20 protein-coding genes are annotated in these 18,324 nt (G+C 33.5%); 16 read left to right on the top strand and 4 right to left on the bottom strand.

What is annotated here, in order from left to right; all coding sequences use genetic code 11:
• Positions 1-29 precede the first annotated feature (29 nt).
• The 4 genes from NNH57_RS09295 (at position 30) to NNH57_RS09310 (ending at position 5,949) form a co-directional block, all read left to right on the top strand.
• A complete protein-coding gene (locus tag NNH57_RS09295; protein WP_074408822.1) occupies positions 30-938 on the top strand; it encodes an ROK family protein in 909 nt (302 codons plus the stop codon).
• A 94-nt stretch (positions 939-1,032) separates the two neighbouring features.
• Complete coding sequence (locus tag NNH57_RS09300) at positions 1,033-2,331, top strand: sugar MFS transporter (RefSeq protein ID WP_074408823.1); 1,299 nt, start codon at positions 1,033-1,035, stop codon at positions 2,329-2,331.
• An 87-nt stretch (positions 2,332-2,418) separates the two neighbouring features.
• Complete coding sequence (locus tag NNH57_RS09305) at positions 2,419-4,761, top strand: GH92 family glycosyl hydrolase (RefSeq protein ID WP_074408824.1); 2,343 nt, start codon at positions 2,419-2,421, stop codon at positions 4,759-4,761.
• A 276-nt stretch (positions 4,762-5,037) separates the two neighbouring features.
• Positions 5,038-5,949 carry an ROK family protein gene (locus tag NNH57_RS09310; protein ID WP_074408825.1) on the top strand — a complete coding sequence of 304 codons (912 nt, stop codon included), beginning with the start codon at positions 5,038-5,040 and terminating at the stop codon, positions 5,947-5,949.
• Between the two features lie 49 nt (positions 5,950-5,998).
• Here the strand turns inward: NNH57_RS09310 and NNH57_RS09315 are convergent, their stop codons facing one another.
• The 4 genes from NNH57_RS09315 to NNH57_RS09330 form a co-directional block, all read right to left on the bottom strand.
• Positions 5,999-6,394, bottom strand: a complete 396-nt coding sequence (locus NNH57_RS09315; protein WP_074408826.1) for a rhodanese-like domain-containing protein — start codon at positions 6,392-6,394, stop codon at positions 5,999-6,001.
• Positions 6,395-6,405: 11 nt separating this feature from the next.
• Positions 6,406-6,723: a rhodanese-like domain-containing protein gene (locus tag NNH57_RS09320; RefSeq protein ID WP_074408827.1), complete on the bottom strand. Its 318-nt coding sequence runs from the start codon at positions 6,721-6,723 to the stop codon at positions 6,406-6,408.
• Positions 6,724-6,839: 116 nt separating this feature from the next.
• On the bottom strand, positions 6,840-7,466 hold the full coding sequence (locus tag NNH57_RS09325) for a thioredoxin family protein (protein ID WP_108807782.1): 627 nt from the start codon (positions 7,464-7,466) through the stop codon (positions 6,840-6,842).
• A gap of 39 nt (positions 7,467-7,505) precedes the next feature.
• A complete protein-coding gene (locus NNH57_RS09330; protein ID WP_243721249.1) occupies positions 7,506-8,033 on the bottom strand; it encodes a TlpA disulfide reductase family protein in 528 nt (175 codons plus the stop codon).
• A gap of 327 nt (positions 8,034-8,360) precedes the next feature.
• On the opposite strand from NNH57_RS09330, the gene NNH57_RS09335 reads away from it, so the two are divergent.
• The 12 genes from NNH57_RS09335 (at position 8,361) to NNH57_RS09390 (ending at position 18,322) form a co-directional block, all read left to right on the top strand.
• Positions 8,361-8,732, top strand: coding sequence for a MarR family winged helix-turn-helix transcriptional regulator (locus NNH57_RS09335; protein ID WP_328515239.1), 372 nt, complete (start codon positions 8,361-8,363; stop codon positions 8,730-8,732).
• A 30-nt stretch (positions 8,733-8,762) separates the two neighbouring features.
• Complete coding sequence (locus tag NNH57_RS09340; RefSeq protein ID WP_074408831.1) at positions 8,763-9,329, top strand: YceI family protein; 567 nt, start codon at positions 8,763-8,765, stop codon at positions 9,327-9,329.
• Between the two features lie 223 nt (positions 9,330-9,552).
• Positions 9,553-10,950 carry an anthranilate synthase component I family protein gene (locus NNH57_RS09345; protein WP_108807780.1) on the top strand — a complete coding sequence of 466 codons (1,398 nt, stop codon included), beginning with the start codon at positions 9,553-9,555 and terminating at the stop codon, positions 10,948-10,950.
• 242 nt (positions 10,951-11,192) lie between these two features.
• Positions 11,193-11,765: an anthranilate synthase component II gene (locus tag NNH57_RS09350; RefSeq protein WP_074408833.1), complete on the top strand. Its 573-nt coding sequence runs from the start codon at positions 11,193-11,195 to the stop codon at positions 11,763-11,765.
• A gap of 88 nt (positions 11,766-11,853) precedes the next feature.
• Entirely contained in the window at positions 11,854-12,849 is a 996-nt protein-coding gene (gene trpD / locus NNH57_RS09355; protein ID WP_108807779.1) for an anthranilate phosphoribosyltransferase, read from the top strand.
• 67 nt (positions 12,850-12,916) lie between these two features.
• Positions 12,917-13,438, top strand: a complete 522-nt coding sequence (locus NNH57_RS09360) for a hypothetical protein (protein ID WP_074408835.1) — start codon at positions 12,917-12,919, stop codon at positions 13,436-13,438.
• 82 nt (positions 13,439-13,520) lie between these two features.
• Positions 13,521-14,306: an indole-3-glycerol phosphate synthase TrpC gene (trpC, locus tag NNH57_RS09365; protein WP_074408836.1), complete on the top strand. Its 786-nt coding sequence runs from the start codon at positions 13,521-13,523 to the stop codon at positions 14,304-14,306.
• Positions 14,303-14,944, top strand: coding sequence for a phosphoribosylanthranilate isomerase (locus tag NNH57_RS09370; RefSeq protein ID WP_234423365.1), 642 nt, complete (start codon positions 14,303-14,305; stop codon positions 14,942-14,944). Before trpC ends, NNH57_RS09370 begins: the two co-directional genes overlap by 4 nt.
• A gap of 28 nt (positions 14,945-14,972) precedes the next feature.
• Positions 14,973-16,154 carry a tryptophan synthase subunit beta gene (trpB, locus tag NNH57_RS09375; protein ID WP_074408838.1) on the top strand — a complete coding sequence of 394 codons (1,182 nt, stop codon included), beginning with the start codon at positions 14,973-14,975 and terminating at the stop codon, positions 16,152-16,154.
• Between the two features lie 66 nt (positions 16,155-16,220).
• Positions 16,221-16,982 (top strand): tryptophan synthase subunit alpha, encoded by a 762-nt coding sequence (trpA, locus tag NNH57_RS09380; RefSeq protein ID WP_074408839.1) that lies wholly within the window; start codon positions 16,221-16,223, stop codon positions 16,980-16,982.
• A 90-nt stretch (positions 16,983-17,072) separates the two neighbouring features.
• Positions 17,073-17,678, top strand: coding sequence for a hypothetical protein (locus NNH57_RS09385; protein ID WP_108807778.1), 606 nt, complete (start codon positions 17,073-17,075; stop codon positions 17,676-17,678).
• 53 nt (positions 17,679-17,731) lie between these two features.
• Positions 17,732-18,322: a DUF1287 domain-containing protein gene (locus NNH57_RS09390; protein ID WP_408608252.1), complete on the top strand. Its 591-nt coding sequence runs from the start codon at positions 17,732-17,734 to the stop codon at positions 18,320-18,322.
• Positions 18,323-18,324: the final 2 nt, after the last annotated feature.

Here is an 18,324-nt window from a genome sequence, read left to right on the forward strand (position 1 = left end):
AACTAACAAACAAAAACATAGAATAAAAAATGATATTAGGAGTAGATATAGGAGGTAGCCATATTACTGTAGCCCGCATTGATACCAAAAACCACAAAATACCAGATTCTAATTTAATTTCAATAAAAGTAGACAGCACCGCCCAAGCAAGTGAAATTATTGATCAATGGATTTATGCTTTACAAAAGAGCATAGACGCTCTTGATAATGAGCCTCTTAAGGGAATATGCATTGCATTACCAGGCCCTTTTGACTATCATCAAGGAGTTTTTGCCTATAAAATGAAGAATAAATTCACTTCTCTTTTTGGTATAAATATTAAAGAAATAATTAGTAAACGATTAGCACTATCAGACACTATGCCACTACGATTTTATAATGACGCAGCCTGTTTTGGTATAGGAGAATTCTGGAAAGGAAAACTTAAGTCTACCGAAAAAGCACTAGCCATAACTTTAGGTACCGGTTTCGGAGCTACCTTTTTATTACAAGGACTCCCTATACTTTCTGGAGATGGTGTTCCCGAAAATGGTGAACTATACAATATTCCTTTTAAAAATGGAATAGCAGATGAGTATTTCTCTACCCGATGGTTTATCAAAAAGTATAAGGAAGCAACAGGGATTACGATACGTGGAGTAAAAGATCTAATTACTGATGCTAACTCCAATCCGTATACAGATCAAATATTTAATGAATTTTCTAGAAATTTAGCCACCTTCCTGTCTCCCTGGTTAAAAGAGTATAACGCAGATGCTGTTGTAATAGGAGGAAATATATCTAAAGCTTGGAATTCTTTTGCAGAGAACCTAAATACAGAACTAAAAAATCAGGGATGTACCACCAAAATATACCAAAGTGAATTAAAAGAAAAAGCTATTTTACTAGGTGGAGCACGTCTGGTTAACAATATATTTTATGAGAGTCTCTGTTTTTAGAGTTGTATAAACCGAGCATATTGGCAAAAAATTAAATTATAGTAACCAACAATATTAAAAGATAAAACAAATTATAATCTAAAAAAACACTATTTTGAAAAACAGTACAACATATAAAAGTGCTTTTATATTTTTAACTTCCTTATTCTTTTTATGGGGGTTTATAACAGTACTCGTCGACTCTCTAATCCCGAGACTTCGGGAAGTTTTTACTTTAAATTACTTTCAAGCTGGATTAGTTCAATTTGCGTTTTTTGGAGCCTATTTTTTATTATCAATCCCTTCTGGGTTTATTCTATCTAAAATTGGATATAAAAAAGGGATTATATTAGGTCTGTTAACCTTGGCAACAGGATGTTTATTATTTTATCCTGCAGCATCGTATCGCGAATTTAGTATTTTTATGTTAGCATATTTTGTAGTAGCAAGTGGGATTACTATTCTACAAGTCGCTGCTAATCCATATGTAGCTGTATTAGGCTCTGAAGAAGGTGCTTCGAGCAGACTTAACTTATCTCAGGCCTTTAATTCTTTAGGTACTACTATTGCTCCGGCTATTGGAGCTATGTTTATTTTAAGTGACAAAGTTAAAAACCCTCAGGAAATTGCTGCTTTAAATACCTTAGATAAAGAAAACTATTATATTTCTGAGGCCGCTGCGGTCCAATCTCCTTTCATAGGAATCGCCATATTTGTAGCCATCCTGGCCTTTATATTTATATTTATCAAACTTCCTAAGTTAATAAAAAGCAGCCCAAAAGGTGGGTATGTAAAAGTTTTACAAAATAAATCTTTGGTGATGGGAGCTATTGGAATATTTGTATATGTTGGTGCCGAAGTTGCGATAGGTAGCTATCTAATCAATTATTTTTTAGATATGAACCTTGCTTCTCTAATCAAGGAGAGCACATTTATGAGGAGTATTTCTGAAGGGATTTTGGGATCAGATAGCCAAACACTAGATAATAAAGCAATAGTAGGTGCTTTTGTTACTTTTTATTGGAGTGGTGCTATGATTGGTCGGTTTATAGGAGCACATCTAACCAAAATTATAAAACCTGCAAAGGTTTTAAGTTTCTTTGCTATTGGAGCTATTCTACTGATTCTAATATCTATGTCAACAGCAGGTTTTATAGCGATGTGGAGTATTCTGGCAGTAGGACTATTTAACTCTATTATGTTCCCAACTATATTTTCTTTATCTATAGAAGGATTAGATGACCTAAAACCACAAGCATCTGGTGTTTTATGTACTATGATCGTTGGTGGCGCAATAATCCCTCCCCTATTTGGATTACTTTCTGATCAAACAGGGTTTAAGACCGCACTGATCCTTGTTTTAATCTGCTATATTTATATAGTCCTTTATGGTAGAAGAAAAGCTAATGTTTAACACGTAAAAAATAAACTCTCATCACTCTATACTAAAATTTTAAAAGCTAAAACTTTTATTAAAAGTGAACATAAAAATCATATCGTAATGAAACATCTATCAATTATAATAGCAGCGATACTTTGCTTTTCTTCATGTAAGAAAGATTCTACAAGTCCTGTAGCCGAGGATTCTGTACCAAAAACTATCAAAAAGACAGGTTTTACAAAATATGTCAATCCATTTATTGGTACTAGCAAAATGGGGCATACTTATCCGGGAGCAACAGCACCATTCGGAATGGTACAGCTAAGTCCTCAAACGAATTTTGAAGTAATGTTTAATGAGGATGGTAGTTATAACAGAGAAACTTATGAATATTGTGCTGGCTATCAACACAGAGACTCTACCATAATAGGTTTTTCTCACACCAATTTAAGTGGTACGGGACACTCTGATCTAGGAGATTTTTTGGTAATGCCAACAACAGGGAATTTAGTACTCGACCCCTTAAAAACAGCTGATGGTTCTAAAGGGTTTTATTCTACGTTCTCTCATGATCACGAGTATGCTTCACCGGGGTACTATAGAGTAAAGCTAAAGGACTATAATATTACGGCAGAGCTTACCGCTACAGAACGCGTAGGATTTCATCAATATACGTTCCCAGAAACAAAAGACGCACATATTATTTTGGATTTAGTTTATAATGTTTATCATCATGATGATAAAAACGTATGGACATTCTTACGAGTAGAAAATGATTCTTTAGTAACCGGGTATCGTCAAACCAAAGGATGGGCAAGAACCAAAAAAGTATTTTTTGCCATGCAGTTCTCTAAGCCTTTTAGTAGTTATGGGCACAAAAAATACGATACTGTAAAATACGATGGGTTCTATCGTCGTTTTGAGCAACAGGAAAATTTTCCTGAAATGGCAGGGAAAGACATTCGAGCATATTTTAATTTTGACACAAAAACCAACGAAAAAATCAATATCAAATTTGCATTATCCTCTGTTAGTACTAACGGAGCATTAAAAAATCTACAGTCTGAATTGCCAGGTTGGGATTTTGAGAAAACGAAACAGAAAACCGAGAATAAATGGAATAATGAATTATCAAAAATAGAAGTAAAAACAATTACCGAAGCAGACAAAACCACTTTTTATAGCGCCTTATATCACACTATGCTTAGTCCAATTATTTATGAAGATGTAGATGGTAGTTATCTTGGATTGGATCAAAACATACATACTTCCGAAAATTTTACAAACTACTCGATTTTCTCGCTGTGGGATACGTATAGAGCCTTACATCCTTTGTTTAATATTACACAACCCAGTCGTAATAATGACATGATCAAATCAATGCTTGCTCATCAAGAACAAAGTGTACATCATATGTTACCGATCTGGAGTCATTATGCTAATGAAAACTGGTGTATGATAGGCTACCACGCAACTTCTGTAATAGCAGATGCTATCACCAAAAACGTTGGAGATTTTGACAAAAACAAAGCTCTTTCTGCATCAGTAAGCACTGCCAACGTACCATATTTTGATGGCTTAGGAGAGTATATCAAATATCAATATGTCCCCGATGACAAAAGCCACTCTTCGGTTTCTAAAACATTAGAATTAGCTTATAATGATTGGTGTATTGCACAGATTGCAAATAGTACAGGAGATAAGAAAACTACAGATCAATTTCTAAATAGATCAGAGTATTATAATAATGTATATGATCCAAAAATTGGATACATGCGTCCTAAATTATCTAATGGTAAATTCAGGGAAGAATTTGACCCTTTAGATACGCACGGGCAAGGGTTTATTGAAGGAAACGCATGGAATTATGGTTTATATGTACCTCATCAACTAGAAAAAATGGTAAAAATGATGGGAGGAAACGAACAATTTAGTCAACATCTGGATTCTTTGTTTACCATGAAATTAGAAGACAAGTATATAGAAAAGCACGAAGACATAACTCGAGACGGAATTATAGGTAATTATGTACATGGTAATGAACCAGGTCATCATATCCCTTATTTATATAACTGGACAGGGAAACCACACAAAACCCAGGAACGTGTTCGTATGATCATGAATACTATGTATGGCCCTACAGTAGATGGGTTGTGTGGTAATGATGATGCTGGGCAAATGAGTGCATGGTATATATTTAGTAGTTTAGGGTTTTACCCCGTTACACCAGGATCCCCCAATTATGCAATAGGGAGCCCACTGGTTAAAGAGGCTGTACTACATCTGGAAAACGGAAAGGATCTAACAATCATAGCAAAAAACCAAAGTAAAGATAACATCTATGTAAATCAGGTTACGGTAAATGGTAGAGTAATCAATAACACTACTCTTTCCCATAATGATATTATAAATGGTGGAGAGATTATTTTTGAAATGCAAAGCACTCCAAAGACTATAGAATAACATGTATTATAAGTTTTTTTTATAGCATTAAATATCTATATAAGGTATACCGTATTTTGTCAAATTTTATATAAGAATTAAAAAGGCAAGGTGGATACTATACCTTAGTAAAAAAATAAAAGAGACCCCAAGGCTTTGACTTGGGGTTTGCTATGCGATACAATTTACAGAAAGAAGAATAATTAATAATAATCAAAGCAAAAACTATTTTAAATTGTAATTTTAACGACTAACTATTTTTTAGTTAGTATTACTTAAATAGACTATATATAACAAATGATATTAGGAGTAGATATTGGAGGTAATTATATTACTGTAGCCGGAATAGACACCAAAACAAACAAATTATCAGAAGCTAATCTAGTTTCTATTACTGTAGATAATACCGCTGAAGCTGATGAAATATTAGAGCGATGGTTATTTGCAATACAGAAAGTTATAGATACTCTTGCAGATGACCCTCTAGAAGGAATTGGTATTGCTATACCCGGGCCATTCGATTATTATAATGGAATTTTTGCTTTCAAAATGAAACAAAAATATACATCTCTTTTTTGCACAAATATTAAAGAAATATTGAAGAAAAAATTGCAATTATCTGATGATATCCCGATACGATTTTACAATGATGCTGCTTGTTTTGGTATTGGTGAGGTATGGAAAGGTAAGCTTAAATCAATCCGAAGAGGATTAGGGATAATATTGGGTGCTGGTTTTGGGGCTTCTTTTTTGTTTCATGGACTTCCGATCCTTTCTGGAGATGGAATTCCTAAAGATGGAGAGCTGTACCACATCCCATATAAAGATGGGATTGCAGATGATTATTTCTCTACTCGGTGGTTTATTAAAAGATATAAAGAGATTACAGATACAACAATTGATAATGTTAAAGAACTTACGGAAGCTTCCTTAGAAAATGATGTTGCAGTACAACAAGTTTTTAATGAGTTTTCAGAAAATCTAGCTGAATTTTTAAGTCCCTGGTTAAAATCTTACAATGCAGAAGCAATAGTTATCGGAGGCAACATTGCTAAAGCATGGCCCTTTTTTGCTAATGAGCTAGAGAAAAAAATAAATGCTCAAGATTGTATTGTAAAAATACACAAAAGCGAACTTCAGGAAAAAGCAATATTATTAGGTAGTGCAAGATTGGTTAATGACACTTTCTATAAAGGGCTCGCTTTTTAATACAACATCTCTAATGTATAACTTTTAGATCAGTATAAAAGAATGGAATTTATTTGATTACTTTTTTCTTTTTAAACTTCCATTCGGTAATACCACCATCGAGATCATAGATTTTAGTAAATCCAGCCTTTTTCATATAGTTAGAGCATTTATTACTTCTTCCTCCACGAGCGCAATATACAATTACAGGTTTTGTTTTATCAATTTTAGAAATTAGATCTTCAAAATTTTCATCTCTAAAATCAATATTTACGGCTCCTTCAATATATCCCTGGGCATACTCTCCTGGTGTTCTTACATCAATAAGTTGTACTTTACCCATCTCTAATAGTTCATCCATTTCTTCAACAGTAATTACTTCTACTACAGAATCTTCTTCAGCCTGTTTACAATTAAGCAATACTGAAGCAATAAAAAAGACTACTAAAAATGATTTGATCTTCATAAAGTTGTATACTACTCTTCTGCGATTTCGCCTTCCCAATTCATAAAACCACCTACCAAATTATATGTAGTCTCGAATCCCATTTGATTCATTAACATACATGCTTGAGCACTACGTGCACCAGAACGGCAGTATACATAATAATTTTTGGTTTTATCTAGTTTTCCTATTTCATCAAGAAAACCTTGTCCCTGACGAATATCTACATTAAGCATATTAGGGATGTAACCATCCTCTACTTCTTCTTCTGTTCTTACATCTAAAATTACTGCATTATTGTCATTAGCAATTTGTTCTTGCCATTCTTCTTGGGTGATATCTTCTGCCATTATAAAATGTGTTCTACTAAAATTGGACTTTTGTTTTTTATTCCTTACAAATATAAAGAGTAGTTCATTAATTGTAGTAAAACTATACCTTCAATTTATTAAAAATTAGAAAAATATTATGCTTTAATGCTACAACCTATAGCTTTTGTAACTTCTACAGGAACTTTTTCTCCTTTTAATAAAGCATTTACAGCATCTTCGACATATTTCTGATCGGCTGCCGATGCATCTTTATAATTATTATCAATAGCCCCTATATACCGAACAATATTACCTTGGGGTGTTTTCTCCAGAACATAAACATGCGGAGTTTTTGTAGCTCCATACTGAGGGTATATTTTTTGTCCATCATCAAACAAATACGGAAAAGTAAACCCTTTATCTTTGGCTCTTATTTGCATATTATCAAAACTATCATCTGGATAGGCCTTTGGGTTATTAGGGTTTATAGCTACAACAGGATATCCCTTTGTTTTAAAAGTAGCATCCAGTACTATAATTCTATCTTCGTAAGCCACCGAGTACGGACAATGATTACATGTAAAAACCACAATAAATCCTTTGGCGTCTTTATAGTCTTCTAAGGACACTAATGAATTGTCTACATTTTTAAGTTTAAAATCTGTAGCAACATCTCCAATCGAATATCCTTTATCAATTTTAGCACTAGATACTTTATCCAATGCAAATGCACTTATTGCTATTACAAAAGCTACTCCAACCAGAATCTTTAAAGTTTTCATTGGTTTATTTTTTTATTACTCTTTGGTTCATATAGATGCTTAAAGCATTTTTTTAAGCTCTTTTTCTAATTCATTATAGGTAAAAGATCTTTCATAAAAATTACTATTTCCATCTTTATATATTACTGTTGCCGGAATAGAGCCCGACCATTCAGTACTAACTTCAGGAATCCAACTATTTGCATCTGGATCATCTAGTAATATGACCTTACTTCCAATTTTTTGTTTTTTAACAAATGGAATTAACTTACCTTCTACTTGACTCGGCAAATCCAGACTTACCAAAATCACCTCAACTTTATCTTTAGGATACCTACTGTTGATCAACTCAAAATAAGGTAACTCGGCCACACATGGTTTACACCAGGTAGCCCAAAAATTAATCACTCTTACTTTTCCGTCATTAATATTTAATAATGGCCTAAAGCTTTCAAAATCATATACAGGTATTTCTACACCTTTACTTTCGAAAACGTCTGTTGCATCAAGAGCCACAGTCTGTTGCTCTCCTTTGCAGTTAGCAAAAAGCACAATAAATACGGTATATAAAATTAATCTCGACATCATACTAATGTATCAAAACCATTAATTACGTAAAAGAAAATTAACAAGGTTTCTATATTTTATCTAAATATTTTCAGAATTTTTCACAATTGTTTAACTCAATAACGATACTTTTCTAAATCACAATAATACTATTAAACCTGATCTCAAAACTTGATTTTAACAAAGAATTAATAACATTTTACAATTTTTGAAATAAAAATTAGCATACATTTGTATAGACAAATATTGTAGATACAATTGAATATAGAAAAGATCATAAAAACAGAAATTGAACTTCCGCTACCTAAAAAAATCGTAATAAATTTATTATATACGGAAAACTGGATAATGGACAAAATCAATATCGAATTAAAAGCGTTTGATATTTCTCTTCAACAATTTAATGTACTACGAATCTTAAAAGGACAAAAAGAAAAACCTGCTAACCTCTCTACTATACAGAAAAGAATGGTTACCAAAATGAGTAATACAACTCGATTGGTAGATAAGCTTATTAACAAAGGCTATGTAAAACGTGCAATCTGCGAATCTAATCGAAGAAAAGTTGAAATCACCATTACAGAGCAGGGAAAAAAATTTTTGGATAAAGTAAGTCCTATAATGGATGAATTTGAAAACAGTGTTACTTCAAATTTTTCTAAAGAAGATTTGATCCAATTAAATGAATTATTAAATAAACTTCGATATTCTAACTCATAAATAACAATAACTATTAATTTTTAAACAATCATGAAAACTAGACTTAAATTATTATTCTTAGCCATTGCAGTAGTTGCAACAACATCTACTTTTGCTCAAAAAAAAGAAATCAAAACTTCAGAAAGTACAATTAACTGGACAGGTAAAAAAGTTACAGGATCTCATACAGGAACACTAAATCTATCAGAAGGTTTTTTAGTATTTGATGGCGATAACATTACAGGAGGTGAATTTGTAGTAGATATGACCTCACTTGCCGTTACTGATCTTGAAGCTGGAAAAGGAAAAGAAAAACTAGAAGGACACTTAAGTTCTGATGATTTCTTTGGAATAGCAAATCATAAAAATGCAAAATTAGTGGTTAAAAAAACAAAAAAAACAGATAAAGGTTATACAATAGCCGGAGATCTTACCATTAAAGGAAAAACAAATCCTATCAAATTTATTCTAGCCGTAAATGGAGGTACTGCATCAACGACACTTAAAGTCGACAGAACAAAGTATGACATCAAATATGGATCAGGAAGTTTCTTTGATAATTTAGGTGATAAAGCGATCAGCGATGAATTTGAATTAGCTGTAAGTTTAAAAATGTAATTTTTTATTGTTCTTAATTATAATTAATTTATATATTTGACCCAATAAATAAAAAATGAAAACAATCTTAACAAATAATTGGTGGTGGTCATCTCAAAACGAAAACGTCGTGAGATAGATCCTATCATTGTGTTAAGTAAACATATCAAAGGCTTGTCGAATCACGACAAGCCTTTTTTTTGTTCCCTAAACAGAGATTGTATTTAAAAATTAAAAACGCAAAATGAATTATAAATTAACCACACATTTCAAACAAATTCTGGCAGATACATTTACTCCAGTAAGTGTTTATCTAAAAATTAGAGATCGTTTTCCTAATAGCTTATTATTAGAAAACAACGATTACAGAGGTAGTGAAAATAGCTTTTCCTACATCTGCTGTAACCCAATCGCTAATATCAAAGTAGAAAACGAAACTATTTACCAATCCTTTCCCGATAAGAGTATCGAGGAAACACCTATTACTGATTCTACTAATATTGCTGAAGTTGTTGAGCAATTCGGCAAGAAATTTGTAACCTCAAAAAGTAAGTTCAAATTCATTAACAATGGCCTTTTTGGTTATATCTCTTATGATGCGGTTCGATATTTTGAGGATATCTCTATTTCTAAAAAAGAAGATGGTTTACATATCCCCGACATACAATACACAGTATATCAAAACATTATTGCCATCAGTAATTTTACCAATGAAGCCTATATTTTTGCTCATTGTTATGAATCAGAAAGTAATATTACCGAAATAGAATCCTTACTTAAAGTCAAAAATTTTGCCTCCTATAATTTCACTACAGTTGGTGATACTACCTCTAATCTTAACGACGAACAATATAAAGAGCATGTTTCTCTTGCCAAAAAACATTGTCATCGTGGAGATGTATTCCAATTAGTACTATCCAAACGTTTTTCACAAAAATTTAAAGGAGATGAATTTAATGTCTACAGAGCATTACGTAGTGTTAACCCTTCGCCCTACCTGTTTTACTTTGATTATGGTGATTTTAAAATATTTGGTAGTTCTCCAGAGGCACAACTAGTCGTAAAAGGTGATACTGCAGAGATTCATCCCATTGCAGGAACTTTTAAACGTACAGGTAATGATGAGCAAGATGCAGAATTAGCAAAAAAACTATCTGTAGATGAAAAAGAAAATGCAGAACACGTGATGCTGGTAGACCTGGCCCGTAATGACTTAAGCAGAAACGGAAATCATGTTACCGTAGAGACCTATAGAGAAGTTCAGTTTTATTCTCATGTGATCCATTTGGTTAGTAAAGTTACCAGTAAAAAGCACAAAGACACCTCTACTATGCAAATAGTAGGAGATACGTTTCCGGCAGGCACACTAAGTGGTGCACCAAAACACATGGCCATGCAGCTTATAGAAAAATATGAAAACGTAAATCGCGATTTCTATGGGGGAGCAATTGGTTTTATGGATTTTTCGGGAAACTTTAATCATGCCATCATGATTCGTACATTTCTAAGTAAAAATCACAAATTACACTGGCAAGCAGGAGCCGGATTAGTTAACGAATCAAATGAAGAAAACGAATTACAAGAAGTATATAATAAATTAGGCGCATTAACAAAAGCATTAAAACTTGCAGAAGAAATATAAGGGTGTTTCCCCAATTACTCGGGGTCGGGCTATTCGCGCTACAAGGTAGCCAGCTGCTATCCCTAACACAAAAAAGCAATAAAGAGATAAAGTAACAAAGTGTAAAACCCTGAAAAGAAGTCAGAAGTCAGAAGTCAGAAGTCAGAAGTTAAAACTTTGAAATGTAAAATATAAAACTCGGAAGTACAAAATTGATTATATAGCCAACTTTGCTTCTATAAAACTTAGAAACTAAAAAAACAATGAATACAAAAATATTAGTAATAGACAATTACGACTCATTCGTATACAATCTGGTTCATTATCTAGAAGATCTTGGTTGTGAGGTGGTCGTAAAACGTAATGATCAATTACGATTAGAGGATGTAGATGCATTTCAAAAAATCTTATTGTCTCCCGGTCCTGGAATCCCAGATGAAGCGGGATTACTAAAAGACATTATCCGTAAATATGCAGATACCAAAAGTATCTTTGGAGTTTGCCTGGGGCAACAAGCGATAGGAGAAGTTTTTGGCGGTAGCATCACCAACCTCAACGAGGTCTATCACGGTGTGGCAACCAATGTAACATTATCGGTTACAGATGAACCTCTTTTCGAAGGGCTTGATACCAATTTTGATGTAGGGAGATATCACTCCTGGGTAGTAGCAGATAAAGATTTACCCGATTGCCTGCAAGTGACTTCATATGATAAAAACGGACAAATCATGTCCCTGCGTCATAAAGAATTAGACGTTCGAGGAGTGCAATTTCATCCAGAATCTGTATTAACTCCCGATGGAAAAAGGATATTAGAAAACTGGGTTAATAATTAATACGTAAAGATAAAATATACTAACTTAAATACTACTCTATACAAGCTTGTTTTCCTGTTTAGAAAGCAAATGCCAGAGTAAAAGGCTTATGAAAAACTTACTCAACCGATTAATCAATCACGAAACCATCTCTAAAGAAGAAGCCAAAAGTGTTTTGGTTAATATCTCTAAAGGAGAATATAATCAAAGTCAGATTGCTTCATTTCTTACCGTATATATGATGCGTAGCATTACAATCGAAGAATTAGAAGGGTTTAGAGATGCCTTACTAGAGCTTTGTATCGCAATAGACCTTAGCGAGTATAATCCCGTAGATCTTTGTGGTACCGGTGGTGATGGTAAAGACACTTTCAATATATCAACACTTTCTTCTTTTGTCTCGGCAGGAGCAGGAATTAAAGTCACCAAACACGGTAATTACGGAGTTTCTTCAACATGTGGTAGTTCTAATGTAATGGAGCATTTGGGGATTAAGTTTAGTAATGATAAAGACTTTTTAAAACGTAGTATCGATGAAGCAGGGATTTGTGTATTGCATGCCCCATTATTTCATCCTGCAATGAAAAATGTTGCTCCGATACGTAGAGAATTAGGAGTAAAAACGTTTTTTAATATGCTTGGACCAATGGTAAATCCAGCATTTCCAAAAAATCAAATCGTAGGAGTTTTTAATCTGGAATTAGCAAGGATGTATGGGTATTTGTATCAAAATACAGATAAAAAATTCACCATTATCCATGCGCTGGATGGATACGATGAGATTTCGCTAACCGGAAACACAAAAACAATTTCTAATACAACCGAAGGAATGCTTTCACCATTAGATTTTGGGGTGCCAATACTGAAACAAGAAGATATTTACGGAGGAGATTCTATCGAAGCATCTGCTGCTATATTTATGAATATCTTAAGTGGTAATGGTACCGAAGCTCAAAATAACGTAGTCTGTGCCAATGCAGGAATGGCTATCGCCACTGTAGAAGGTCTCGAACCAAAACAAGGATTCGAAAAAGCAAAAGAATCACTACGTTCTGGAAAAGGATTAATAGCACTAAAAAAAGTTCAGGAATTAAGTAAGAATTAAAATAATTTATCACTCCAGTACTTCTGCTGGGATTTATAAATGCATCAAAGAAATTCAATGTAATAAAATGAAAGTCGAAACATATAAAATCGCAGGTTGGAAAGAGAAAGAAACCGGGCTACTTATTAGCGAAAATGAAGATTGGATTTTGGTTAAACATATACCCGTAGACTATGTGATTGACGGATTTAAATTGTATAGAAAAAAAGCTGTAAAAAAGAGAAAATCTAAAACAAAAGAAGGTAAGATTTCGAGGGTTTTAAAACTCAAAAATATTAAAACAGATGTGCCAGATGGGTTTAAATTCGGGAACACACTTGAAATACTTCAATGGTCTGAGAAAAAACATGGAGTCTTCGAATTTCAAGACAATGAAGCAGAAATATTTTACGGAAAATTGAACCAAACAAAAGAAAACATATTTAACATTGATTTGGTAAATTCTGATGGTAGTATCGAAAAAAACTACGATTACGATTTTTTAACAGATGATATCACGGCAATTACATTCGAAACCGATTATTTTGAATCTGTTCGATTACTAATGAATGATGAACTAAAAAAAGAAAGAAAACTAAATATTGTTTAGTAAGCACAACATTTATTATATGCCTCACTAAAAAAATAAAGTACTAAAATGAATGTAGCCAACAAACAACCATCAACCATAAATGAACATACTAGATAAAATAATAGCAGATAAATATAAAGAAGTTGAACTCAAAAAAAGTTTAATTCCTATCAAACAATTAGAGAACTCTGTTTTGTTTGACCGTCAAACAAACTCATTAGTCAAAACTTTACAGAATAGTGATACTGGTATCATTGCAGAACACAAGCGTAGATCCCCTTCAAAATCTGTGATTAATCAAACCGTAAGCGTACAAGATGTAGCACAGGGGTATGAAAATGCAGGAGCTTGTGGGATGTCGGTTTTATCCGACGGTAAGTATTTCGGAGGATCGCTGGAAGATCTTTTACTCGCCAGAGCCACGGTACAAATGCCCTTGCTACGTAAAGAATTTATCATCGACGAATATCAATTAGTAGAAGCCAAAGCTCATGGAGCCGATGTCATCTTATTAATCGCAGCCGTTTTATCACGCGATGAGATCAAATCTTTATCCCAGTTTGCTAAAAGCTTATCTCTCGATGTATTATTAGAAGTTCATAACCAGGATGAATTACAAAAATCAATCATGCCATCTTTGGATATGCTGGGCGTAAATAATCGAAATCTAAAAACATTCGAGGTAAGTACAGATATTAGTAAAACACTAAGTACTCAAATTCCCGATGATTTTGTAAAAGTTTCAGAAAGTGGCATTAGTACTATTGAAGCAATAAAAGACCTAAAGCAATATGGATATAAAGGTTTTCTTATCGGTGAAAACTTTATGAAAACCGAAAACCCCGGAGCCAGTGCTGTAGAATTCATAAAAGACCTAAAGAAATGAAACTGAAAGTCTGCGGGATGAAATATCATGAAAACATAGAAGCTGTTGCAGTGCTAAAACCAGACTATCTTGGTTTTATTTTCTATGAAAACTCTCCCAGAAATTTTGAAGGAGAAATTCCAAAACTACCCTCGACAATTAAAAAAGTAGGGGTATTTGTAGACGCTTCTATAGATTTTATTGTAGAGAACGTAAAGCAATATGACTTCAAAGCTATTCAATTGCACGGAAACGAACCCGCAACATATTGTCAAAACTTAAAATCATCATTGACTGGGCACACTAAGCCTGTCGAAGTATGGAAAGTCTTTTCGATCAAAGATGAGTTTGATTTTGACCGTTTACAACCCTATGAAGGTATTGTAGATTATTTTCTCTTTGATACCAAAGGAAAAGAAAAGGGAGGTAATGGATATACTTTTGATTGGAGTGTCTTAAAAGGATACCCCTCTTCTACCCCATTTATTTTAAGTGGTGGTATTGGACTCGATGAAATAAAAGACCTTTTATCTTTTCGCGAGAGCCCCGAATCTAAATATTTACACGCTATTGATGTAAATAGCAAATTCGAAAGCAAACCAGGGTTAAAAAAAGCAGAAAATCTCGAAAAATTTATAAAGCTTGTTATTCCGACATAAACGTAATGACAACCAAAAACAATAAAAAATGAATTATCAAGTAAACGAAAAAGGATATTATGGAGATTTTGGAGGAGCATATATACCCGAAATGCTTTATCCTAATGTCGAAGAATTACGAACTACCTATCTCGATATTATGAACGAACCTTCTTTCAAAAAAGAGTTTGATCAATTATTAAAAGACTACGTGGGTAGACCTTCTCCTTTGTATTTTGCTAAACGTCTTTCAGAAAAACACAATACCAAAGTATACCTTAAACGCGAAGATCTAAATCATACCGGTGCACATAAAGTAAATAATACGATTGGGCAAATTCTTGTGGCAAAACGATTAGGTAAAAACAGAATCATTGCAGAAACAGGGGCAGGACAACACGGGGTAGCTACAGCAACAGTATGTGCACTTATGGGTATTAAATGTATTGTCTATATGGGTGAGATTGATATTAAACGACAAGCACCCAATGTAGCCCGAATGAAAATGCTTGGTGCAGAGGTAAGACCTGCTAAATCAGGAAGTAAAACTCTTAAAGATGCCACCAACGAAGCGATACGAGACTGGATCAATAACCCTGTCGACACACATTATATTATTGGCTCTGCTATAGGACCTCATCCTTATCCAGATATGGTAACACGGTTTCAATCTATAATCTCAGAAGAAATCAAGTGGCAGTTAAAAGAAAAAGAAGGTAGAGAGCATCCTGATTATGTAGTAGCCTGTATTGGTGGTGGTAGTAATGCTGCAGGGACATATTATCATTTTTTAGAAGAACCAAGTGTTGGAATTATTGCTGTAGAAGCTGCCGGAAAAGGAGTACATAGTGGCGAGAGTGCCGCTACCTCTCAATTAGGAAAAGAAGGAATTATTCACGGGTGCAAAACCTTGCTAATGCAAACCCCAGATGGGCAAATTACAGAACCTTATTCTATTTCTGCAGGACTGGATTATCCTGGTGTTGGACCATTACATTCTCATCTATATAAAACCGCACGCGGAGAGTTTTATTCTGTAACCGATGATGATGCCATGGCTGCGGGATTAGAACTATCGCAGTTAGAAGGGATTATTCCTGCAATAGAATCCTCACATGCCTTGGCAATTTTTAATGATAAAAAATTTAGACCCGAAGATATTGTTGTCATAAGTCTTTCTGGTCGTGGTGACAAAGATCTTGACACCTACATAAACTATTTTAAATTATAATAATTCAGTAGTACGTACATTGTAATGGGCACAAATTATTAACTACTCAATACTCAATACTAAAAAATGAACAGAATACATACAGCATTGAAGCAAGATAAAAAATTACTATCTATATATTTTACAGCTGGATATCCATCACTTCATGATACTATAAAAATCATACAAGATCTAGAACATCATGGAGTAGATATGATCGAAATCGGATTACCCTTTAGTGATCCTTTGGCAGATGGGCCAACGATACAAGAGAGTTCGACCGCAGCTCTTAAAAATGGTATGACTACTCAACTTCTATTTGAGCAGTTAAAAGACATTCGTAAATCGGTTAGCATTCCCTTAATCATTATGGGATATTTTAATCCTATGATGCAGTACGGCATAGAAGATTTTTGTGCTAAGTGCCAGGAAATAGGTATCGACGGATTAATTATTCCCGATCTACCTGTTAATGAATATCACGAAAACTACCAGGAAACTTTTGAAAAATATGGCTTGATCAATGTGTTTCTAATTACTCCGCAAACTTCAGATGAGCGTATTCGATTTATAGATGATGTATCTAATGGGTTTATCTATATGGTAAGCTCTGCCAGTACCACCGGAGCCAAAAGTACATTTGGTGATACACAACAGCAGTATTTTGAACGTATCGAAGCTTTGAATCTAAAAAACCCACAAATCGTTGGTTTTGGAATCAGTAATAATGAAACATTTAAGCAGGCAACAAAAACAGCTAAAGGTGCTATCATTGGCTCTGCTTTCATAAAACATTTAACCCATAATGGAACAGATAACATTAGTGATTTTGTAAAAAGCATTCGATGATTTTGTATCTTTCTAATCAAAAGATTAAAATTCTAAGTGCAAACATAGCACTCTGTGTTGTTAATAATCAAGTAAACCGATAGATACTAGATGTTAAAACGATTGTTTAAAATATTACTTGCATTAATAGTCATTATTGCAATTGGAGGAGGGTACCTTTATTTTCGTTTACACAACACTATAGAGAATGTTCTTGAAGCACAAAACAATTGGCGTAGTGAAGTTCTGGAGTTTCCATTAATATTTGCTGGAGATATAGAATATGAAGGTGAAGAACATATTCGATTTGCACCGGGGTGGGGTGAAAAAGATAGTGAGGATTATTTTTCATATGTTTTTTTATGGATGATTAATGAAGACCCGAATTTAAACGCTTCAGATTTAGAAAACATAGTGAATATATACTTCGATGGGCTTATGAATACTGGAGCAATCACTAACTTTAATTTCTTTAAAAAAATTCCTAAAACTCAATCTTCCTTTCATCAGACTGATAAAAATACATTTGAAGGTTCAATAGAATTGTATGATGAGTTTTTTAAAAAAGGAATAATTGTTCTGAATGCTAAAATTAAAAGTGAATACTGTCCAGTAAAAGAGAACTATTTAATTTGGTTTTATTTATCTCCCCAAGAAAAGAATCATCAGATTTGGGATCAATTCACAGAAGTACATCTAAATATTAAGTGCCGTTAAATTAGAACTATTTACATCACTATATATGATATACAACTTATAAGAGCTAATTTATGATTACAAAATATCGTATACTTTTTTTATGTCTTTTCATGCTTTTTGTTCAATTTAATTTTGGGCAAACCGATTTTAAAGAGCAATTGTCTGATGCTGCCTTAGCATTAACCAAAAACAAAGTTACATACGACCCTGCCTATTTCTCTATCGACTATCCAAATGGTGATGTCCCTGGTGACAAAGGAGTGTGTACAGATGTAGTTATTAGAGCTTATAGAATTTTAGATATTGATTTACAGAAAGAAGTACATGAAGATATGCGTGCTAATTTTGGGCTATACCCCAAAAACTGGGGATTGTCTAAAACCGATAAAAATATTGATCACAGAAGGGTACCTAATCTAATGAAGTTTTTTTCAAGATTTGGAAAAACAAAACCAATAACTAATACCCCAAAAGAGTATATCCCTGGTGATATTGTATGTTGGAGTCTGGGAGGAGGATTAACCCATATTGGTTTGGTAGTAAACAAAAAATCTAGCGACCAACAGCGTTATTTAATCGTTCATAATATTGGTGGCGGACAAGTAGTAGCAGATTGTCTATTTGATTATAAGATTATTGGTCACTATAAGTATGAGAAATGAAA

It is taken from the genome of Aquimarina spinulae, from assembly GCF_943373825.1.
Taxonomy (GTDB): Bacteria; Bacteroidota; Bacteroidia; order Flavobacteriales; family Flavobacteriaceae; genus Aquimarina; species Aquimarina spinulae.